The organism is Pontibacter rufus (assembly GCF_015694705.1).
GTDB classification, from domain to species: Bacteria; Bacteroidota; Bacteroidia; order Cytophagales; family Hymenobacteraceae; genus Pontibacter; species Pontibacter rufus.
The window spans coordinates 22415-39777 of sequence record NZ_JADQDR010000002.1; the positions used below are offsets into that span (position 1 = coordinate 22415).

The following is a 17363-nucleotide window of genomic DNA, read 5'->3' on the forward strand; positions in this document are numbered from 1 at the left end:
GTGCAGGCAGCGCTGCATAAAGGAACAGCGTAAAAACAGCTATCATGAAATTAACAGGAAACATACTTGATATCAAGCAGAAAAGGGATAACAGGCACCAGGACGTTGCCATAGAGATCAACCGCATCGAGTACGTTACCTACAAGAAGGACGGAAGATATTACCAGCCCTTCGAATTTGTTGACGAGCCGGAGATACCACTCGTTATTACCGGCGATTGCCTATCACGTAAAAGCAACAGCCACAAGGAAGAAGACGAGTATGAGTTTAATGTTTACGACAAAGCAGGCGACGACTATGTACTCAACGAAAACAAGTTTCTTGCTATAACCACAGCCTACGATTATGACGATCAACTGATGATTTTATCGTCGGTGCATTATGCTGTTACAGTGACGAATGAGGAATTCAAACAAATAAAGACGGACAGGCATAAAGCAACAAAAGGAAAATCCGGAAAGAAGAAATAACACTGGCTTCTGAAATAGCGAAGTATAAATTATACTTGAAAGCCGTTCTGCTACAATACAGAACGGCTTTTCCTTTTGCTAACACCCCGGCCCCTAAGCGAAGCTAAACAGCATAACGGATGCTGAATTAGCACATTAACCCATCAGCACATTCGTCTACTCTATTCTTAAATTATTTACCGGGTTGGCGGTGGCAGCTTTGATGGCCTGGTAGCTGATGGTCAGGAAAGCTACGATAGCGGCCACAAGCCCTGCTACTACAAAGGCCCACAGCGGCATACTGATCCGGTAAGCAAAATCCTGCAGCCATACATGCATGGCGTACCAGGCCACCGGGAAAGCAAGGAGGGCTGCTACAATCACCAGTTTCAGGAACTCTTTGGAGAGCAGCGCCACAATGCTGGAGGTTTCCGCGCCCAGCACCTTGCGGATGCCGATCTCTTTTTTACGACGCTCCGCAGCATAGGCCGCCAGTCCGAACAGGCCCAGGCAGGCTACAAAAATAGCCACGCCCGTAAAAATCCACAGCAGCGACCTGAGCTTGTCCTCGGCCTTATACATCTTTTGGAAGTTGTCGTCCATAAAAATGTATTCTATGGGGTAATCCGGCGCATACTTATCCCATACTTTCGTTACCTCTTCAATGGCATGCGGGATGTTGCCGGCTTTTATCTTCACGGCCACTTTCCAGTATGCTGGCGGGAAGATCTGCAGCACGGTGGGTTCCATTTTATCGTAGAGGCTCTTGTAATGGAAATCTTTCACCACGCCAATGATCTTGCCCTCTTTCAGCGTGTCAGGGTTGGTGTCGCTCCACACGTTCCAGAACAGCGTCTGGCCCAGCGCTTTCTCAGGCGAGCCATAGCCTAGCTCCCGCACCGCTGTTTCGTTGATCATAAAAGCATGATCCGTATCGGTTTGATACTCTTTGGAGAACGGCCGTCCTGCCACCAGCTTCACATCGAGGGTGTTCAGGTAATCATAATCTACCATGAGCTGCGTGACATGATGCATCACCTGCTCTCCGTTTTGCGGCACGATAATACCATCACCAGCCGTTGCATCGCCCGGAAAACCGTAGCCCATGGACACATTCGCTACGCCTGGCAACTTCTTCAGCTCCTGTTTAAAAGTTTCATAACTTTCAAACATGTTGTCGCCCCGCATCTGGAAGAACATGATCTGGTCGCGGTTAAAACCTAGGTCTTTGTTATGCAGGTAAGACACCTGCCGGAATACGATCACGGCACTAATGATCAGGAAAATGGAGACAGCGAATTGCACCACGATGAGCCCGTGCCGCAGCCATTGGACTTTGCCAATCCGGCTATCGCTGATGACAGCCCCCTTGAGCACCCGTACTGGATTAAAGCCCGACAGCACCAGGGCCGGGTAAAAGCCGGCGAGCACGCCCACCACCAGGGTTAAGCCCAGCAGGAGCAATAACAGCTGCGGATTTGAGAAGATATTGAAGGACATTTCCTTGCCCGTAAAGGCATTGAGCGAAGGCAGCACCAGCGAGGTAAGCGCGGTAGCAAAAACCACACTCATGAGCGTCAGCAGCAGGGTCTCGGCAATAAACTGCTGCATCAACTGCCCCCTGCTGGCGCCTACGGCTTTGCGCACGCCCACCTCTTTGGCCCGCTGCATGGATTTGGCTGTGGCCAGGTTCACGAAGTTAAAGCAGGCAATCAGCAGAATGAAAATGGCAATGATGCTGAGCGCCTTTACGTAGGTGATGTTTCCTTTCAGAAACATATTATACTTAAAGCTGGCCGAGTATAAGTAGATCTGGCTCAGGGGCTGAAAGGATGGCGTATACTTATAGGGCTCGTTGGTGGCCGGGTCGAGCTGCTTCTTTACGATGTCGCGGAACTTCGACTCGATAAACGCCGGATCGGTGCCCTTTCGTAGCTTTACGTAGGTATAGAACTGCTGCCAGCCCCAGCTTTTCATACGCTCTGCCGGCAGTTCTGCCGCCGCCATCGGCAGAATAAAATTAACCGGCAGGTGGAATTTTGAATTGCTCCGAAACACGCCACGAACCAGCAAGGGCTGCTTATTCACCGATATTTTTTGCCCTACCGGGTCTTTACCTCTAAATACTTTCTCGGCGAACTTATCCGATATCACAACGGAAGAAGGATCATCCAGCGCTTTTTCCGGGGAACCATACTTGAAAGAAAGCGGAAAAACCTGGAAGAAACCGGGATCAACAAAGAACTGCCCCTGCTCATACGTCCGCTTCTCACCCCACTCCACCAGATTCTGCCCGTCAAACTGTTGCATCAGGATACGCACGGTCTGCTCTACTTCCGGAAAACTTTGCTCCAGTGTAGTGCTAAACATGGGTGGCGTTGGGAGTACTGTCTCATCTCCATCCGGACTAGCCACCTCGTCGTAAATGCGGTATACCTGGTCGCCTTCCGGCAAAAACCTATCGTATTGCAGCTCATCATACACAAACAGGCCAATCAGCAGGCAGGCCGTGAGGCCCAGCGCCAGGCCGGCAATGTTGATAAAAGTAAAGCCCTTGTGCCGGATAAGGTGGCGGTAAGCGGTTTTGAAGTAGTTGCGTAGCATCGTCTTAAGTTACAAAGTTCGGGATAAAAATGCTGCTGTTCTGAGCGCTCGGGCACCTGTTGTGGCCCTGTTGCTATCCGATCGTAATCAGAAGAAATGCCAGAAGTTTATACCTCTAGTTATCAGTAACTTATATTTACAACTTCTGCCAGTTGCGTGCAAATCCGCACGGCAACTGTGCGATTTCGCACGCCATACTTGCTGTACATCCCGCATTGCTGCTCATAATCAGGTTGTTGTAATAATGGCATAATTGTAGTTTATTTCGATACAATAGATTGTACGCTTATGCTGTTAAAAAACGCCTCTATCCTAGTGGTTGATGATGATACCGATGTGCTGACGGCGGTGCGGCTCCTGCTGCGGCCGCATGTGAAGGAAATCGTGACAGAGAAAAATCCGGAGCACATTCAGCCCCTTTTAAAGCAACAGTCGTTTGATGTTATCCTGCTCGACATGAATTACGTCAGTTCCATCAACACGGGCAACGAAGGCCTGTTCTGGCTCAGGAAGATTAAGGCCATGAAACCGGAAACCGCCGTGGTGATGATTACTGCTTACGGCGATATCGATCTGGCCATAAGATCCCTGAAAGAAGGCGCTTTTGATTTCATGGTAAAACCCTGGCACAACGATAAGCTGCTGACTATTCTGAAGGAAGCCATTAATAAAAAGGACAATGGCACCAAAGCTTCATCGGTGGGTGCCAGCGCACCGGTAAACGGGACCGAACTGCTCGGCGAATCGGAGGCGATGCAGGACATCCTGGTCAAGATAAAGAAAATTGCTCCCACCGATGCCAACATTCTCATTCTGGGCGAAAACGGTACGGGCAAAGAACTGGTAGCCAAAGCCATTCACCAGCATTCGCTACGGGCAGCCGGGCCTTTTGTAAAAGTAGACGTGGGCGCCCTGACCGAATCGCTGTTCGAGAGTGAGCTATTCGGCCATAAAAAAGGTGCTTTTACCGATGCCCGTGAAGACCGTGCCGGCAGGTTTGAGGCCGCTGACAAGGGCACTATTTTCCTGGACGAAATCGGAAACATCTCGCTCCACCAGCAATCCAAGTTACTCAGTGTGTTACAAAACCGGCAGGTGATGCGCTTAGGTGCCAACGAACCCGTTGATGTAGATGTGCGGCTGCTATGTGCCACCAATGTTGTGCTTTCTGAACTGGCCAATGAGGCTCGTTTCCGCAAAGACCTTGTCTACCGGATCAACACCGTCGAGATTATGATTCCGCCGTTACGCAAGCGCGGCAGCGATATTATACTGCTGGCTAACCATTTTATGAAAGTATATACCGGCAAGTATATGAAGCCTGCTATGGAGTTGTCGAAACCTGCTATGGACAAACTGCTGAGTTACCGCTATCCGGGCAATGTACGGGAACTGCAGTATGCTATGGAGCGTGCCGTGATTATGGCTGATGCTGACCTGCTGGACGCAAAAGACATCCTCTTCTCCCCTATTGAAGCGGCGCCGGCAGAAAAGGAACTGGTAAAGGAAACGAACCTGGAAGAACTGGAGAAAACAACCATTTTTCATGTGCTCGAAAAGCATGGCGGCAACCTGACCAAAGCCGCAAAAGAGCTGGGCATCACGCGCACCGCCCTGTACCGACGACTAAACAAGTATGAACTCTAACAGCTTTGAAGGGAAACTTATTTTAAGAGTAGTGTTGCTGCTGCTTACGTTAAGTATACCCGCTTTCGCTATCGTAAAGGGCTGGTCAGAAGTGCTTGTCTTTCTGGTGCCGCTTCTTATTTACCAGGTGATAGAACTTGTCCGGTTTCTGCGGCAGGCACAGCTGGAACTGCAACAATTCATAGAATCGGTACATTACCGGGATTTTTCGAGGTACTTCGACGAGAAGCATGCTTATACCGACTTGCAGGTGTTGCGACATGGCTTTAACCAGATAAACAGCACCTTTAAAACCATCAGCCGCGAAAAAGAAATGCAGTACCATAATCTGCAGAAGATAATAGAACTGGTAGAAACCGGCATGATGTCTTATAACCTGGAAAGCGGTGAAGTGGTGCTGATAAACGAATCGCTGAAAAAACTGCTGCAGGTACCCTTTATGAAAAGCGTGCATGCACTTGCGGCCAGAGACAAAGAGCTGTATACCGAAATACAGGAGCTACCTCCGGGAGAAACGCGAATTGCCACGGCCCATACCTCCCATCCCGAGAGAAGAACCATCAAAATATTATTGTCGGCCACAATTTTCGAGAATGACGGCAGCAAGTATAAACTGGTAGCTTTTCAGAATATAAACGAGGCGCTGGACGAAACAGAATCCAAAGCATGGCAAAAACTGCTCAACGTGATGACGCACGAAATCATGAATTCGGTGGCGCCGATCTCTTCGCTGGCAGATACCCTGAAAAACCGCCTGCAGACCTCCACGATGCAGGGCATCTCCTCCCACGACATCGAAGACCTGGAAGTAGGTATCAGCACCATCAAACGCCGAAGCGAAGGCTTGCTGCGCTTTGCCGAAACCTACCGCAACCTGAACAGAATCACGACGCTGAACCTGGACACCATTTACATTAAAGAGCTATTTGCCAACCTGCAACGCCTCATGCAGCCTACGCTGGCACAAAAAAATATCCGCCTGACCATCTTACTCAAAGACACAGACATTGCCCTGCAAGCCGATGCCAACCTGCTGGATCAGGTGCTGATTAACCTGCTCGTAAATGCCATTGAAGCGGTAAAGGAATCTCCTGAGCCGGAAATCACCTTGTCTGCCTATGCTACCCCCAACAGCAAAACCGTGATTAAGGTACTGGATAACGGCGCCGGCATGTCGAAGGAAGTACAGGAAAAGATTTTCATTCCCTTCTTCAGCACTAAAAAACAGGGAAGCGGCATCGGCCTTAGCCTGTGCAAGCAAATCGTGATGCTCCACCGCGGCACCATACAGGTGCAGTCAGAACAAGGAGAAGGCACCGCTTTTATACTTCGGTTTGGGTGAGAGGCCTAGGTATACCATTCCTGTTTGCATTGTCCTGAGGATGCTTTTGTTACGACATTTTGCTTATATCGGCTCGCGCTCTACAGCACCTTTAAGCCTTTGCCTGTGAGTCTGTTTCAGCTCATCTTACTTCCCCTGCTCGTAATCCTGAACTTGTGTTGCCGAATCAAATTTAAAGTCTGAGGTAAGGTGAAATTTGAGAGAGGGACAGGATTCCTGCACTGAGCGCAGGGTGCAAAAGGAAGGTGCAGAAACATAAGCGGGGCAAGTTGTGCCTGCCCCGCTTATGTTTCTGCATAGTATTTTTACGTTAAGCTGTTTACTTCAAAAGAAATCTTGGCATTTACCCCGTAAGATACAATCTTGTTGTCTGTTACGTTTGCGTTCATCTCCTTGATGTAGATGGACTTAATGTTTTTGATGGTTTTAGCCGCCTCTGCAAGTGCATTCCGGGTAGCATCATCAAAGCTCTTCTCTGAACTCGCGATAACTTCTATTACTTTTACAATGGCCATAACTTTTTAATTTAAAGGTTAAGTATTGCGGTATATAATTTTGTACGTTCCTAAAAACAAACAAGTTAAGAAAAATTTACCCTATGTTAACATGCCTGAGACCACAGGACAATGAGCAAAGCCGCTTCTGTCTAACCCGGCCAACCGGCCGCCGATCGGCTAAGGCTGGAATCAGACGCTCCTGCGTGTCCGGCCTTTTCTGCCCTGCTATACGCGAGCCGAAGCGTGCTTACTCGACTACGAGAACGTTGGTGACGGTCTGGGCGGCAGTGGAATTCTTCCAACTCCAGATCAGGTTGTTGTTGGCATCGAATTCCACCGCGTGCGGCCCCGTGCCGATATTGCCGTCGCCCAGCCAGTTAGCAATAACAATGTTGCCGTTGCCGGGAACATCGCTGTAACCCGAGAACTTCTTCAAGTCCGCTGCCGGGAATTTGTCCATGCCGCCCCAATACTTGACAATGGTGCCGCCAGGACTGAGTTGCAGCAGTTTGTTGTCATCTTTACCTGGTTGATACAAGTTGCCGACAGGCCCCATCGTGGCCCGGGTGTCGCCGTTGGCCAGGCGGTTGGCGACGTAGCCTTTACCACCGTACAGCAACTGCTGCCAGACGATAGCACCTTTCGCATCGACCTCAAACACCTTATACTTCATGTCGTTGTTGGTATCGCCGGTAATTAATGTATGGCCGTTCGACAGCCGACGCGCAAGGCGGAAGGTAGTAATATTATTGATGGTGACCTTCGAAACTTCTGTGCCGGCACTGTTCACTTCCGACAACACTACTTTAGCGGGTGTACTTCCGGAAGCCGGTTTCGACCAGCCAATCATTGTATTACCATTCGCGAGGCGCTGTGCGGTAGAAACGCCCGTGTAGGTGCTGATTGACCAGCCCTTGGCGCCTGTGGTGCGATCATATTCGGCGGCGCCATTACCGTGGCTAACAAGTATCTTATTGTTGGCAACCAATTGCAGGTCGCGCGAGCCGCTGGGAATTGCCACTGTCCAGTTCTTCGACGGGTCCATCTGATTAAGGTAGAGAAGCTTACTGAAGCCATTGTCAACCATGTATAGCCTGTGTTTGATACTGGTGCTATAAATAAGCTTATCGACGTTTGGCCCGTTAGAACCAATGGTGGTTAAACGTATTTTGTTTGCTCCCGAATTTAAATTAGCTGCTGCTGATGATAGCAACCAGTTTGTCCAGCTACCTGTTGGTACAAAAGCCTGACTTGTAGCAATTGTTACTCCATTAACCTGCAGCTTTAGAGGCCGGTTGGTCGTTCCAGCATTTGCATATCTGAATTGCAGCAGAAAAGAACCGGAGGAAGCAGCATTAACTGTCCATTCGATATAATCCCCTGTTGCATTTACATAATCAGCATATCCGGTTCCTGTATAGCCTGCTTGATTGGAGGCTATCACTGCTCCATGTAAAACAGCCTGCTCCGCTTCATAAGTATTGATAGTACTCACGGCGGGGCGTTCTTCATTAGGGTTAATCAAATCGAGGTATTTTTCACAACCTGTAAAAAAGGGAGCTGCGGCAATAAGAAAGCAGATAAACAGCCTTCTTTCCAGAGGCAAATAACTGCTGTTAACCGAATTTTTTTTCAGATGTTTCATGAGGAATAGGCTTAAATTATTTACTGTTTTCAGCGGCTGAAATAAAAATAAACTACCTGTCAATTGGAGAAATTATGCGGCAGCATCCGCCACTGACAGTCCGTTTCTCACCAAATAAAATGGGCTTTTGCAGGATATAATAACTATCCCTGCGTTTGCTTTTGGTTTGAAGAGGGGATTAATAATCTGCACCTGAAAGAGGGCAATATTTTTTCATAGAACACAGCTTTTATAGTGAAACTGATAGGAAATGCTCAAGTAAAGATCTCTAAGCAGCCGCCTCCTGTAGAAACATACCAGTAGGGCTGGTTTTAGAAATTAAATAGCCAGCAATAAAGAAATCAACTAGGATTAGTGGGACTAATGTGTGGTGAGTCAGTGGGGAATTCAGTGCCCCTTTCAAAATACTATGAGATGAATTTCAATCTCTTATTTTGATAATGTTGTTCTGTTGTTATAATGTGATACGATTATGCAGCTACAAAGTTGAAGCTTCCAACAACATTCAGAATATTCTCCTGTGAGTAAGTCCGCAAAAAGGCTTTCAGGTTGATAGACTGCGGGCTACCTCTCGTATAGCGCAACTGCAAGCGTCGCTATAACTATAGGTTTCAACAAATTACCTTAAACAGTAAATGAAAAGATGAAAAAGAAAGCGCCCGGCACAAGATAAACTGTGCCGGGCGCTTTCCTTTTCTAGCAGGTATTATTGCTGTACATTCAGCAAATTACAGTTATACTGACATTGCTCAGGTTCCGGGTTGTTTTACCATGGCATCAATGGTTTGTATGGTGCCGTCGGGGTTGTAGTGCAGTTCTGTTACTTTCACGCTGCGCAGGTTGGTTTTGCCACCGGAAAGCGAACTATCGTGGAAGAACAGGTACCACTTGCCGTTATCTTCTATAATGGAATGATGATTTGTCCAGCCCAGCACCGGCTTCAGGATAACGCCCTGGTAGGTGAAGGGGCCATACGGGCTGTCGCCGATGGCGTAGGCGATGTTGTGCGTGTCGCCGGTAGAGTAAGAGAAATAATACTTGCCGTTATACTTGTGCATCCAGGCCGCTTCAAAAAATCGCTTGTCGTTATCGCCGGCCGTTAGCGGCTTGCCGTCTTTGCCCAGTATCTGGATATCCTGCGCCGGACCTGCAAAGCTCTTCATATCATCGCTCAGTTTGGCTACTTTCGGCGTTAGGGCAGGCTGGTCGTCGGCCGGGTATTCATCTTTGGTCGTATACGTGCCATCTTTCCAGCGCTGCAACTGCCCGCCCCAAATGCCGCCGAAGTACATGTAGTAATCACCGTTGTCATCTTTAAAAACAGCGGGGTCTATACTATAGCTACCGGCAATGGGCGTCGGTTCTGCTTTAAAAGGGCCTACCGGCGAGGAGCTTGTAGCGACACCAATCCGGAAAACATCCTCTTTGTCTTTGGCCGGGAAGTATAAATAGTAGGTGCCGTCTTTGTAGGCTGCATCAGGTGCCCACATTTGCCGCCCGGCCCAGGGCACGTCTTTTAAATCCAGCGCCACATCATGCACCGTTACCTTCCCGCCCACGCTGTCCATCGACAATACATGGTAATCCTTCATGGCAAAGTGTGAGCCATCGTCTTTTTCGGGTATACCCGCGTCGATGTCGTGCGACGGGTACACGTAAATTTTGCCGTTGAACACATGTGCGGAAGGGTCTGCCGTATAAATGTCCGTTACCAGCGGCCCGATGATGGGCGACGTCTGCGTTTGCTCTGCCGTGGCCGGCGCTTCTGCCTGCTCCTGCGTTTCGGTGCTGTTGCTCTGGCAGCCGCCTGCTAAAACCGAGGCAGCCAGCAGCGCGGAGGCTGCATACCTGTAAGATGTTTTTGCTATCATGTTTGGTTCGTTGTTGTGGTTCTGGTTTATACTTTATACTTGATGTTCATTAGCATCCTCTGCTTTTACTTAACCGCCGAAGCCGTTGTTTTACGGAAACTTTCCGGCGGACCCAGGTAACTTGGTTTTGCACCTTCCCCGGTTTCCACTACAATTTTCTGCAATACCACCCCCGGGTCTACCATCCAAATCTTCAGCACGTGCTCGCCCGGCTTCGCTACCTGGTGCTTTGATTGGGTAATGATGATGTTGTTGGCTACCCACTCGTCCCAGGATTGTGTAGTGTTGTCTTTGTGGATATTCACGATTTGTGGCTCAGCATCATCTATGGCAATGGCATAGCGCAGGCCGGCGGTGTTGTGGTAGTTAAGGGTTGGCGATACGTATACATTTACGTTCACCTGGCCGCTATCCAGCAGGAACATGTCGTACTCCAGGTGCGGACTGTTCTCCCCCGGCATCCGGCTGGCAGCTGTCACGGGAAAAGGCATCATGGCAGAGGCGGTACGGCCCAGGTCAGGTATAAGTTTCCATTTTGCGCCGCCCGCTTCCACGGAGCGGGAATAGTTTTCGGCATTCATGGCTACATAGCCGTTGCTTTCCACAAAGCCTTTCACGTTTTCAGCTTGCAGCGAGGCGGGGTTGTTTACCACAGCCTGCACCACCACGCGCTTTCCGTCCGGGCCGGTAATGGTGATGGGCACGCGCTGCTTTCCTGTGGGGGCCTGTTTCCAGTTCACGCTTACCAGCAGGCGCTGCTGGTCTTCTATCCTGCCCTCAGTTTTATCAACCTTCAGCCAGGGCGCGCCGCTTTGTACTTCATACCTGAAAGGCGCCTGCCCCCGGTTGAACACGTCGATGTAAAAAGCCTGCTGCCCGAAAGGCGTTAACGCCGGCAACACAGCTGCTTCTTTTGATGCAGGCCACCAGCCTTCCGCACCTTCTATGGCCACGCCCATAGCTGCAGCGGCAGGCAGTTTTATTTCTTTTACCTCCGGCATTACGTCTTTATCCGGCTGTTGCCAGTACGTATAGCTGATGTGCGTCTGGTCCATCATGTGGCTCCATTTGCCGTCAGACAGTTCCTCGTTATAATATTTTGAAAGCTTCTGGTCGGTAGCAAACAGGTCTCTGGCTTTTTCGGCCATTTGGTTTGTAGCAGCCCGGCCCTGTTTGGCGTAGAGGTGGTTTTGGGCTACGGCTAAGTATAAAGCGTTCAGGTTAGCGCTTGCTTCTACAGGGTATAACACCAGTTGGTAAAACGCATCTTTGTAAGCGGCAGGCATCTTCTGATACAGCTGTTCTGCTTTTTCCGCCAGTTCGTTATACTCCGCTACCACCCGTTCCGCTTCGCGGTAATTGGTCAGGCTATAGGTTTCGGGGGATAGAAGTTCGGGTTTGCGGCGCGCATTATACTTGCCATACGCGGCAAGCAGATGCGCAATTTCCTGCGCATACTTTTCTCCGAACTGCTGCGCTGCCCACAGGCGGGTATACTCGTCCAGGCGTTCGGCGGGCCATTTCTCCGGACTCCAGGCATAGTCCAGGAAAAAGGAGGTCGGGAACTCCATCGGCTTGATATCGCCCACATTCACAATCCAGATTCTGTCTACGCCATATTCGTAAGCCAGGTGCAGCTGCTCCCAGATGCGTGGCAGCGGGTTTGTATTTATCCATTTATAGTTGCGCGGACCGCCTACGTAGTCGAAGTGATAGTAGATGCCGTAGCCGCCCAGGCGCTTCTTATCCCCTATTTTTGGCAACTTGCGGATATTGCCCCAGTTGTCGTCGGCAAGTAAAAGGGTTACATCTTCAGGCACGCGCATTCCTTTGTCGTAATAGTCCTGCACCTCTTTGTAAAGCGCCCATACCTGCGGAGTTTCAGCGGCGGGTTTGCCCGTTTCCTCCGCTATAATCTCCCGCTGGTCTTTTACGATTTTCTCCAACAGGGCAATGTTGCTTTTCTCGCTCATCGGTTCATCGCCGTCGCCACGCATACCGATGGTGACCAGGCTCTCGTTGTCGCCCATGCGCCTGATGCCTTCGCGCCAGAACTTCTGTAACGTGTCCTGGTTGGTTTGGTAGTTCCAGGGGCCGGAGCCGTAACGGCGCCACTCGTCATGTGCCCGCATCAGCGGCTCGTGGTGCGAGGTGCCAATTACCACGCCATACATATCTGCCAGCTCCGGGTTTTTAGGGTCATCATCATAAAACGCACGGCCCCACATGGCCGGCCACAGGTAGTTGCCTTTCAGGCGAAGTATAAGCTCAAACACATGGACATAGAACTTCGCGTTAAAGCCACCGAATTTCTCTGTGACCCAGCCAGCCAAAGCGGGTGCTTCGTCGTTGATAAAAATGCCCCTATACCTGACAGCGGGCTCGCCGTCGGTGTGGCGGCCCGGCATCACGTATAAATTCTGCTGCTGCTTTACCGGCACATCAGCCCAGTAATACCACGGCGATACACCAATTTGCGCCGACACATCATACATGCCGAAAATGGTGCCGCGCTTGTCGCTGCCCACAATCACCAGGGCCTGGTCTACGCCCCGCATCGGCTTGTCCACTACCTGCACCAGGTAGGTTTCCCATTTACCGGCGATGCCTGTTACATCCAGCTTTTTGTTTTTAACCAGCTTGTCGATTACCGGACTTTTACCCAGCGTGCCTATCAATACCAGTTGCTTTGCCTTCGGCGCTTTTTTAGCAATGATGAGGTTGGGCTGTACGTTGGTCACGCGGTTCACGTCGGCTTGCAGGTCTTTTGCGGCCCGTATCACGCCTGCTTCTTCTTCGCTGCTCACAAACAAAGGAGCAGAACGTCCGCCTGCCGACAAGGCAAAGTATCCTTTGCCGTTGGAAGCAGCGATGTAGGAAGAGTCATTAACGGCCAGCGCAGGCTGCGCCACGAGGGCAAGTATAAATAACAGGCACAAGGTATAATCCAGCCGCGACATCAGGCTGATGTGTGCCTTACCGGGTAATTGCAAAGTATAATTAAAGATTACTCGCTTCATGTTCAGGTGGTTTATCGCAGCTATTTCGCTACACTTATACATGCCATCACAGTTTATTCTGTTAAAAAGGCTTTAATCCAGCGGAAAGTAGTTTTTGGCGTTGTAGTAGCAAATATCCTGTACCATCTTGCCTATCCAGGGGATATCGGCTGGCAGCGCTCCTTGTTCTATATCATCACCAAACATGTTGCAAAGCAGTCTTCTGAAATATTCATGGCGGGAGTAGGACAGGAAGCTGCGCGAATCGGTGAGCATGCCGATAAAGCAACTGAGCAGCCCCATGTTCGACAGGGCATTTATTTGCGCTTTCATGCCATCCAACTGGTCGAGGAACCACCAGGCCGAGCCGAACTGCATTTTACCTTTGATGCCGCTCTGCTGGAAGTTACCGGTCATGGCGGCAAAGGCGGCGTTGTCAGCCGGGTTCAGGTTGTAGATAATGGTTCTGGCAAGCTGATTGCTGCTTTCCAGTTCATTAAAGAAGGCAGCCATACTTGCCGCCTGCGGAAAATCGCCGATTGAATCGTACCCGGTATCGGGGCCGTTTACCTGCAGCATGCGGGCATTGGTGTTGCGCAAAGCCCCTAAATGAAACTGCTGCACCCAGCCTTTACGGGCATACATTTTACAGAGCTCCACAAGTATAAACCCGCTGAACTCGTTCTGATACGCCGCCACACCTTCATCGTTTCCGGACAGCACCGCTGCAAACGCTTTCTCCAGATTGGCGGTATTGTTGCCAGGTAACGGCAGATAAGCCAGGCCATGGTCTGCAAGACGGCAGCCGTTTTCATGAAAGTAATTTATGCGTTGCTGCAAGGCCTCCAACAGCGTATCTATACTTGTAATGTTTACTGCGCTCGCCTCTGAAAGCTGCAGCATATACTTTCTGAAAGCTTCTCCCCCACTTAGGTTTAGCGCCTTATCGGGGCGGAAAGAAGGCAGCACTTTTATATCCAGTGGCGAAGCTGCTATCTGCTGATGGAAGTATAAATTGTCTACCGGGTCGTCGGTAGTGCCTACCATTTCCACGTTAAAACGTGCCAACAAACCTTGTGGCGTAAAAGCCGGCTGCTGCAGGAGGCGATTGCAATGCGCATATACTTCCAGCCCATTGTCGCCGGACAACAGCTCTGTTATACCAAAGGGGTTTTTCAGCTCCATATGCGCCCAGTGGTAGAGCGGGTTGCGCAGGGTATAAGGCACAGCCTCCGCCCATTTCACAAACTTCTCTTCGTCGCTGGCATCGCCGGTGATATACTTCTCCGCAATGCCCAGCGTGCGGAGCGCACGCCACTTGTAATGGTCTCCTGCCAGCCAGATATCGGTCATGTTAGCGAAGGGCTCGTTCCGGGCAATTACTTCCGGTGACAGGTGGCAATGATAATCGATGATGGGCAGGCGTTTGGCGTATTCGTGGTACAACTGCCTGGCTGTTTCGGTTTGCAGCAGAAAGTCCTCGCTCAGAAAGCCTGTTGCCCCTTGCAGTGCCTTTTTCCCCTCGGGTGAAGTATGTAACGCTGTATTTTTATTCATGTCCGTCGTCTTTTGTGATTGATTTCTCAATCCCCATTTCCAGGCCCCGCAACTCAGCAAGCCCGCGAAGCCTGCCGATAGCCGAGTATCCCGGGTTGGTGACTTTGTGGAGGTCGTCGAGCATCTGGTGGCCGTGGTCTGGGCGGAATGGAATGGGCTGCTCCCGCTGCTGGTTAAACGCAATCAGCTCCTTCATCACGCCATACATGTCCACGTCGCCGGCCAGGTGGTCCGACTCGTAGAAGTTGCCCTGCTTGTCTTTCAGCACATTGCGCAGGTGGGCAAAGTATACCCGGTGCCCGACAGCTTTGATGATGTCAACGGGGTTGTTGTGCGGCCCGGCACCCAGCGAGCCGGTGCAGAAGCAGATGCCGTTCGCCGGATGGTCAACGGTATTGATGATGTAGAGCAGGTCTTCTTTGGAACTGGCAATGCGCGGCAAGCCAAGTATAGGAAAGGGCGGGTCGTCGGGATGGATGGTCATGCGGATGCCGGTTTCCTCACACACGTCCATAATGGATTCGAGGAAGTAGGCCAGGTTCCGGCGCAGGCCTTCAAAGCCAATATTTTTGTAGATATCGATGCTTTGCAGCAGGTGCTCCACCGTCACGCTCTCCTCTGTGGGTACGCCCATCAGGATGATGTCGTGCAGCTGCTTTAATTCCTCTTCGGAGGCTGCATTAAACCGCTGCTTTGCCTCGGCTATCACTTCGGGGGCATAGTCGTTTTCGGCGCCTTCTCTTTTTAGGATAAACAGGTCAAAAGCAGCCAGATCGGCCCAGTTAAAGTATAGGGCTTTGGCACCACTCCATACTTCATAGGCCAGGTTGGTGCGCGTCCAGTCGAGCACCGGCATAAAGTTATAGCACACCGTGGAGATACCGCAGGCTGCTAAATTGCGGAGCGTCTGGCGGTAGTTTTCCAGGTACTTTTCGCAGTCGGCGCTGCGGGTTTTGATGGCTTCGTGTACCGGCATACTCTCCACTACCACCCACTGCAGGCCGGCAGCCTCAATGATGTTTTTGCGTTCCTGTATCTCCTCCACGGGCCACACGGCGCCGTGCGGAATGTGGTGCAAAGCGCTGACTACACCTGTCGCGCCGGCTTGCTTCACATCCTGCAGCGATACGGGGTCGTTGGGGCCGTACCACCGCCAGCTTTGTATTAAAGGCATATCGTATTGTTTATCAGATTAGTTAAATTGTATACTTAGCGGGCAGAATGCTGCAATAACTTATCCGCCCACTGGATAAAGTACTTCACGTTCGGAGCGTCGGTGTGGCCGCCGTCGTGCTGCCGCCAGGCCAGTTCCCCGTCCAGCAGCCCCTCATTCACAGGGGGCATCTTCGCTGTTTTATAGTCGGCGGGCACGCCCAGGCCATGGGCGCCCAGCAGTTCATACACCGGCTGGGCCGCTACTGTCGCCATGTAGCTGCCTTGCTGGTCGAGCCATTTGGCGTCGCCTTTTTCGGGGATGCCGTAGCTGATGAAAACCGGGCGGGGGGCGCACAGGGTAATCAGCTCGTGCGCGTCCACCGGAAGGTCGCCTGCATTCTTGCTTCCGAACGAGGCTTTGGCTGCGCCATACTTCAGGAAGTTGCCTGCCATCCAGTGGTATTCGCCACTGCTCGTCAGGCTTTCCAAGGCCTCGCCAAAGTTGCGCCGGTGCAGCTTCGCGCCCCCTTCCCCGGAAGAGCCAATCAGGCCGAGGGCAAAGCGCTGGTCGAAGGCCATCGTCACCAGGGCGGCTTTGCCATACCTGGAAACGCCTTCGATGCCCACCTTTTTGGCATCCACGGCGGGGTCTGTTTCCAGGTAGTCCAGTCCGCGCGATGCCCCCCAGGCCCAGGCACGCAGGGCGCCCCAGTCTTCGGGCGAGCGGGGCTGCCCTTTGTTCACCAGGCCGATGATGCCCTTGGTAAGGCCAGCGCCATTATCCGCCTGAATGGTGCCCGGCTCGATGAGGACATAGCCCCAGCCAGCAGCCAGCAGCTGTTGCGCCGTGGGCGGGTCGCCGGCGGGCGGCGGACCGAAAGCGGGCACCTGCGAGGCAATGGGGTTGTAGGCCGGATACTGCGCAAATACTTCCTTCAGGGTGGGGTCGTTTTTCACCAGCAGCTCCTTCAGCGCCGCGTTGATTTTGTCGAGGCTCTCCTGGGGCGGCTGAGCCGGGGCAGGAAGGGCGCTGTGCGCAAACATCATCAGCACCGGTACCGGCCCTTTGGCATTTGCCGGCGTCACCACCGTCATCGCAATATCCACGTTGATGAGCGGGTACTCGGAGTTATCTACATGGCCCACCAGTTGCTTGGCGATGACCGGAAACCAGCCGACGCGCTCCTTTTCGTTGATGACCACCTCCCAGGTTACCTTGGGCACGTTTTTGGGCACACGGCCGTATACTTCTTTCTCGAACACCTCCACGATTTCGGGGCGGCGCTTGTTCCACCACATGGCCGGCGAGGTTACTTTCTTCCCGTTTTTCAGCGTGAGCACCGGCGGAAGGTCGGGGTAAGGGTTTGCCAGGGCCTCGTTATAGTTGGCGTGGTTCGGCGCGGCCTCATCACCGCTCGGCCCCGGCCGCAGCGCCTGGATGCCCAGCTGCTGCATCATGTTTTGGTGGTCCTGCTCGGCCGTGAAATTCACCGGCGGTGGATACTTCCCCTTATCGCCCGTGGTGGCATTCTGGGCCGCCACAGACGAAAAGGCTAGAGCAAAAAGAAGGCTGAAAGTTAGTTTCATGGCATTGCGG

At 51.5% G+C, this 17363-nt stretch carries 12 protein-coding genes; 3 read left to right on the forward strand and 9 right to left on the reverse strand.

The genetic code is table 11. From position 1 onward, the window contains the following. Window positions 1-44: 44 nt before the first annotated feature. Entirely contained in the window at window positions 45-470 is a 426-nt protein-coding gene (locus I2I11_RS04590; RefSeq protein WP_196266508.1) for a hypothetical protein, read from the forward strand. Between the two features lie 156 nt (window positions 471-626). Here the strand turns inward: I2I11_RS04590 and I2I11_RS04595 are convergent, their stop codons facing one another. Both I2I11_RS04595 and I2I11_RS21405 read right to left on the reverse strand, forming a co-directional pair. Beyond that, entirely contained in the window at window positions 627-3053 is a 2427-nt protein-coding gene (locus I2I11_RS04595; protein WP_196266509.1) for an ABC transporter permease, read from the reverse strand. A gap of 122 nt (window positions 3054-3175) precedes the next feature. Continuing rightward, on the reverse strand, window positions 3176-3304 hold the full coding sequence (locus tag I2I11_RS21405) for a hypothetical protein (RefSeq protein WP_255531349.1): 129 nt from the start codon (window positions 3302-3304) through the stop codon (window positions 3176-3178). A 37-nt stretch (window positions 3305-3341) separates the two neighbouring features. On the opposite strand from I2I11_RS21405, the gene I2I11_RS04600 reads away from it, so the two are divergent. Next, the gene (locus I2I11_RS04600; protein WP_196266510.1) at window positions 3342-4700 is read left to right on the forward strand and encodes a sigma-54-dependent transcriptional regulator; all 1359 of its coding nucleotides are present in this window, start codon (window positions 3342-3344) and stop codon (window positions 4698-4700) included. Beyond that, the gene (locus I2I11_RS04605; RefSeq protein WP_196266511.1) at window positions 4690-6042 is read left to right on the forward strand and encodes a sensor histidine kinase; all 1353 of its coding nucleotides are present in this window, start codon (window positions 4690-4692) and stop codon (window positions 6040-6042) included. The genes I2I11_RS04600 and I2I11_RS04605 overlap by 11 nt, the downstream gene beginning before the upstream one ends. A 305-nt stretch (window positions 6043-6347) precedes the next feature. Here I2I11_RS04605 and I2I11_RS04610 read toward each other — a convergent pair whose 3' ends face one another. From I2I11_RS04610 to I2I11_RS04640, 7 genes are all read right to left on the reverse strand, one after another. Beyond that, on the reverse strand, window positions 6348-6557 hold the full coding sequence (locus tag I2I11_RS04610; protein WP_196266512.1) for a dodecin family protein: 210 nt from the start codon (window positions 6555-6557) through the stop codon (window positions 6348-6350). Window positions 6558-6786: 229 nt separating this feature from the next. Continuing rightward, window positions 6787-8064 (reverse strand): carbohydrate-binding protein, encoded by a 1278-nt coding sequence (locus I2I11_RS04615; RefSeq protein WP_196266513.1) that lies wholly within the window; start codon window positions 8062-8064, stop codon window positions 6787-6789. An 869-nt stretch (window positions 8065-8933) separates the two neighbouring features. Continuing rightward, entirely contained in the window at window positions 8934-10055 is a 1122-nt protein-coding gene (locus I2I11_RS04620) for a glycoside hydrolase family 43 protein (RefSeq protein WP_196266514.1), read from the reverse strand. A gap of 65 nt (window positions 10056-10120) precedes the next feature. Then, window positions 10121-13075 carry a glycosyl hydrolase 115 family protein gene (locus I2I11_RS04625; RefSeq protein WP_230679896.1) on the reverse strand — a complete coding sequence of 985 codons (2955 nt, stop codon included), beginning with the start codon at window positions 13073-13075 and terminating at the stop codon, window positions 10121-10123. 72 nt (window positions 13076-13147) lie between these two features. Beyond that, window positions 13148-14611, reverse strand: coding sequence for a glucuronate isomerase (gene uxaC, locus I2I11_RS04630; protein ID WP_196266515.1), 1464 nt, complete (start codon window positions 14609-14611; stop codon window positions 13148-13150). After that, window positions 14604-15785 carry a mannonate dehydratase gene (gene uxuA / locus I2I11_RS04635; RefSeq protein ID WP_196266516.1) on the reverse strand — a complete coding sequence of 394 codons (1182 nt, stop codon included), beginning with the start codon at window positions 15783-15785 and terminating at the stop codon, window positions 14604-14606. Before uxuA ends, uxaC begins: the two co-directional genes overlap by 8 nt. 35 nt (window positions 15786-15820) lie before the next feature. Continuing rightward, the gene (locus tag I2I11_RS04640; RefSeq protein WP_196266517.1) at window positions 15821-17353 is read right to left on the reverse strand and encodes a glucuronyl esterase domain-containing protein; all 1533 of its coding nucleotides are present in this window, start codon (window positions 17351-17353) and stop codon (window positions 15821-15823) included. Window positions 17354-17363: the final 10 nt, after the last annotated feature.

What these genes read in the sequence shown, in the direction of transcription:
- I2I11_RS04590 (WP_196266508.1), top strand. Translation starts at nt 45, where the DNA reads ATGAAATTAACAGGAAACATACTTGATATCAAGCAGAAAAGGGATAAC.
- I2I11_RS04595 (WP_196266509.1), bottom strand. Translation starts at nt 3,053, where the DNA reads ATGCTACGCAACTACTTCAAAACCGCTTACCGCCACCTTATCCGGCAC.
- I2I11_RS21405 (WP_255531349.1), bottom strand. Translation starts at nt 3,304, where the DNA reads ATGCCATTATTACAACAACCTGATTATGAGCAGCAATGCGGGATGTAC.
- I2I11_RS04600 (WP_196266510.1), top strand. Translation starts at nt 3,342, where the DNA reads ATGCTGTTAAAAAACGCCTCTATCCTAGTGGTTGATGATGATACCGAT.
- I2I11_RS04605 (WP_196266511.1), top strand. Translation starts at nt 4,690, where the DNA reads ATGAACTCTAACAGCTTTGAAGGGAAACTTATTTTAAGAGTAGTGTTG.
- I2I11_RS04610 (WP_196266512.1), bottom strand. Translation starts at nt 6,557, where the DNA reads ATGGCCATTGTAAAAGTAATAGAAGTTATCGCGAGTTCAGAGAAGAGC.
- I2I11_RS04620 (WP_196266514.1), bottom strand. Translation starts at nt 10,055, where the DNA reads ATGATAGCAAAAACATCTTACAGGTATGCAGCCTCCGCGCTGCTGGCT.
- I2I11_RS04625 (WP_230679896.1), bottom strand. Translation starts at nt 13,075, where the DNA reads ATGAAGCGAGTAATCTTTAATTATACTTTGCAATTACCCGGTAAGGCA.
- uxaC (WP_196266515.1), bottom strand. Translation starts at nt 14,611, where the DNA reads ATGAATAAAAATACAGCGTTACATACTTCACCCGAGGGGAAAAAGGCA.
- uxuA (WP_196266516.1), bottom strand. Translation starts at nt 15,785, where the DNA reads ATGCCTTTAATACAAAGCTGGCGGTGGTACGGCCCCAACGACCCCGTA.
- I2I11_RS04640 (WP_196266517.1), bottom strand. Translation starts at nt 17,353, where the DNA reads ATGAAACTAACTTTCAGCCTTCTTTTTGCTCTAGCCTTTTCGTCTGTG.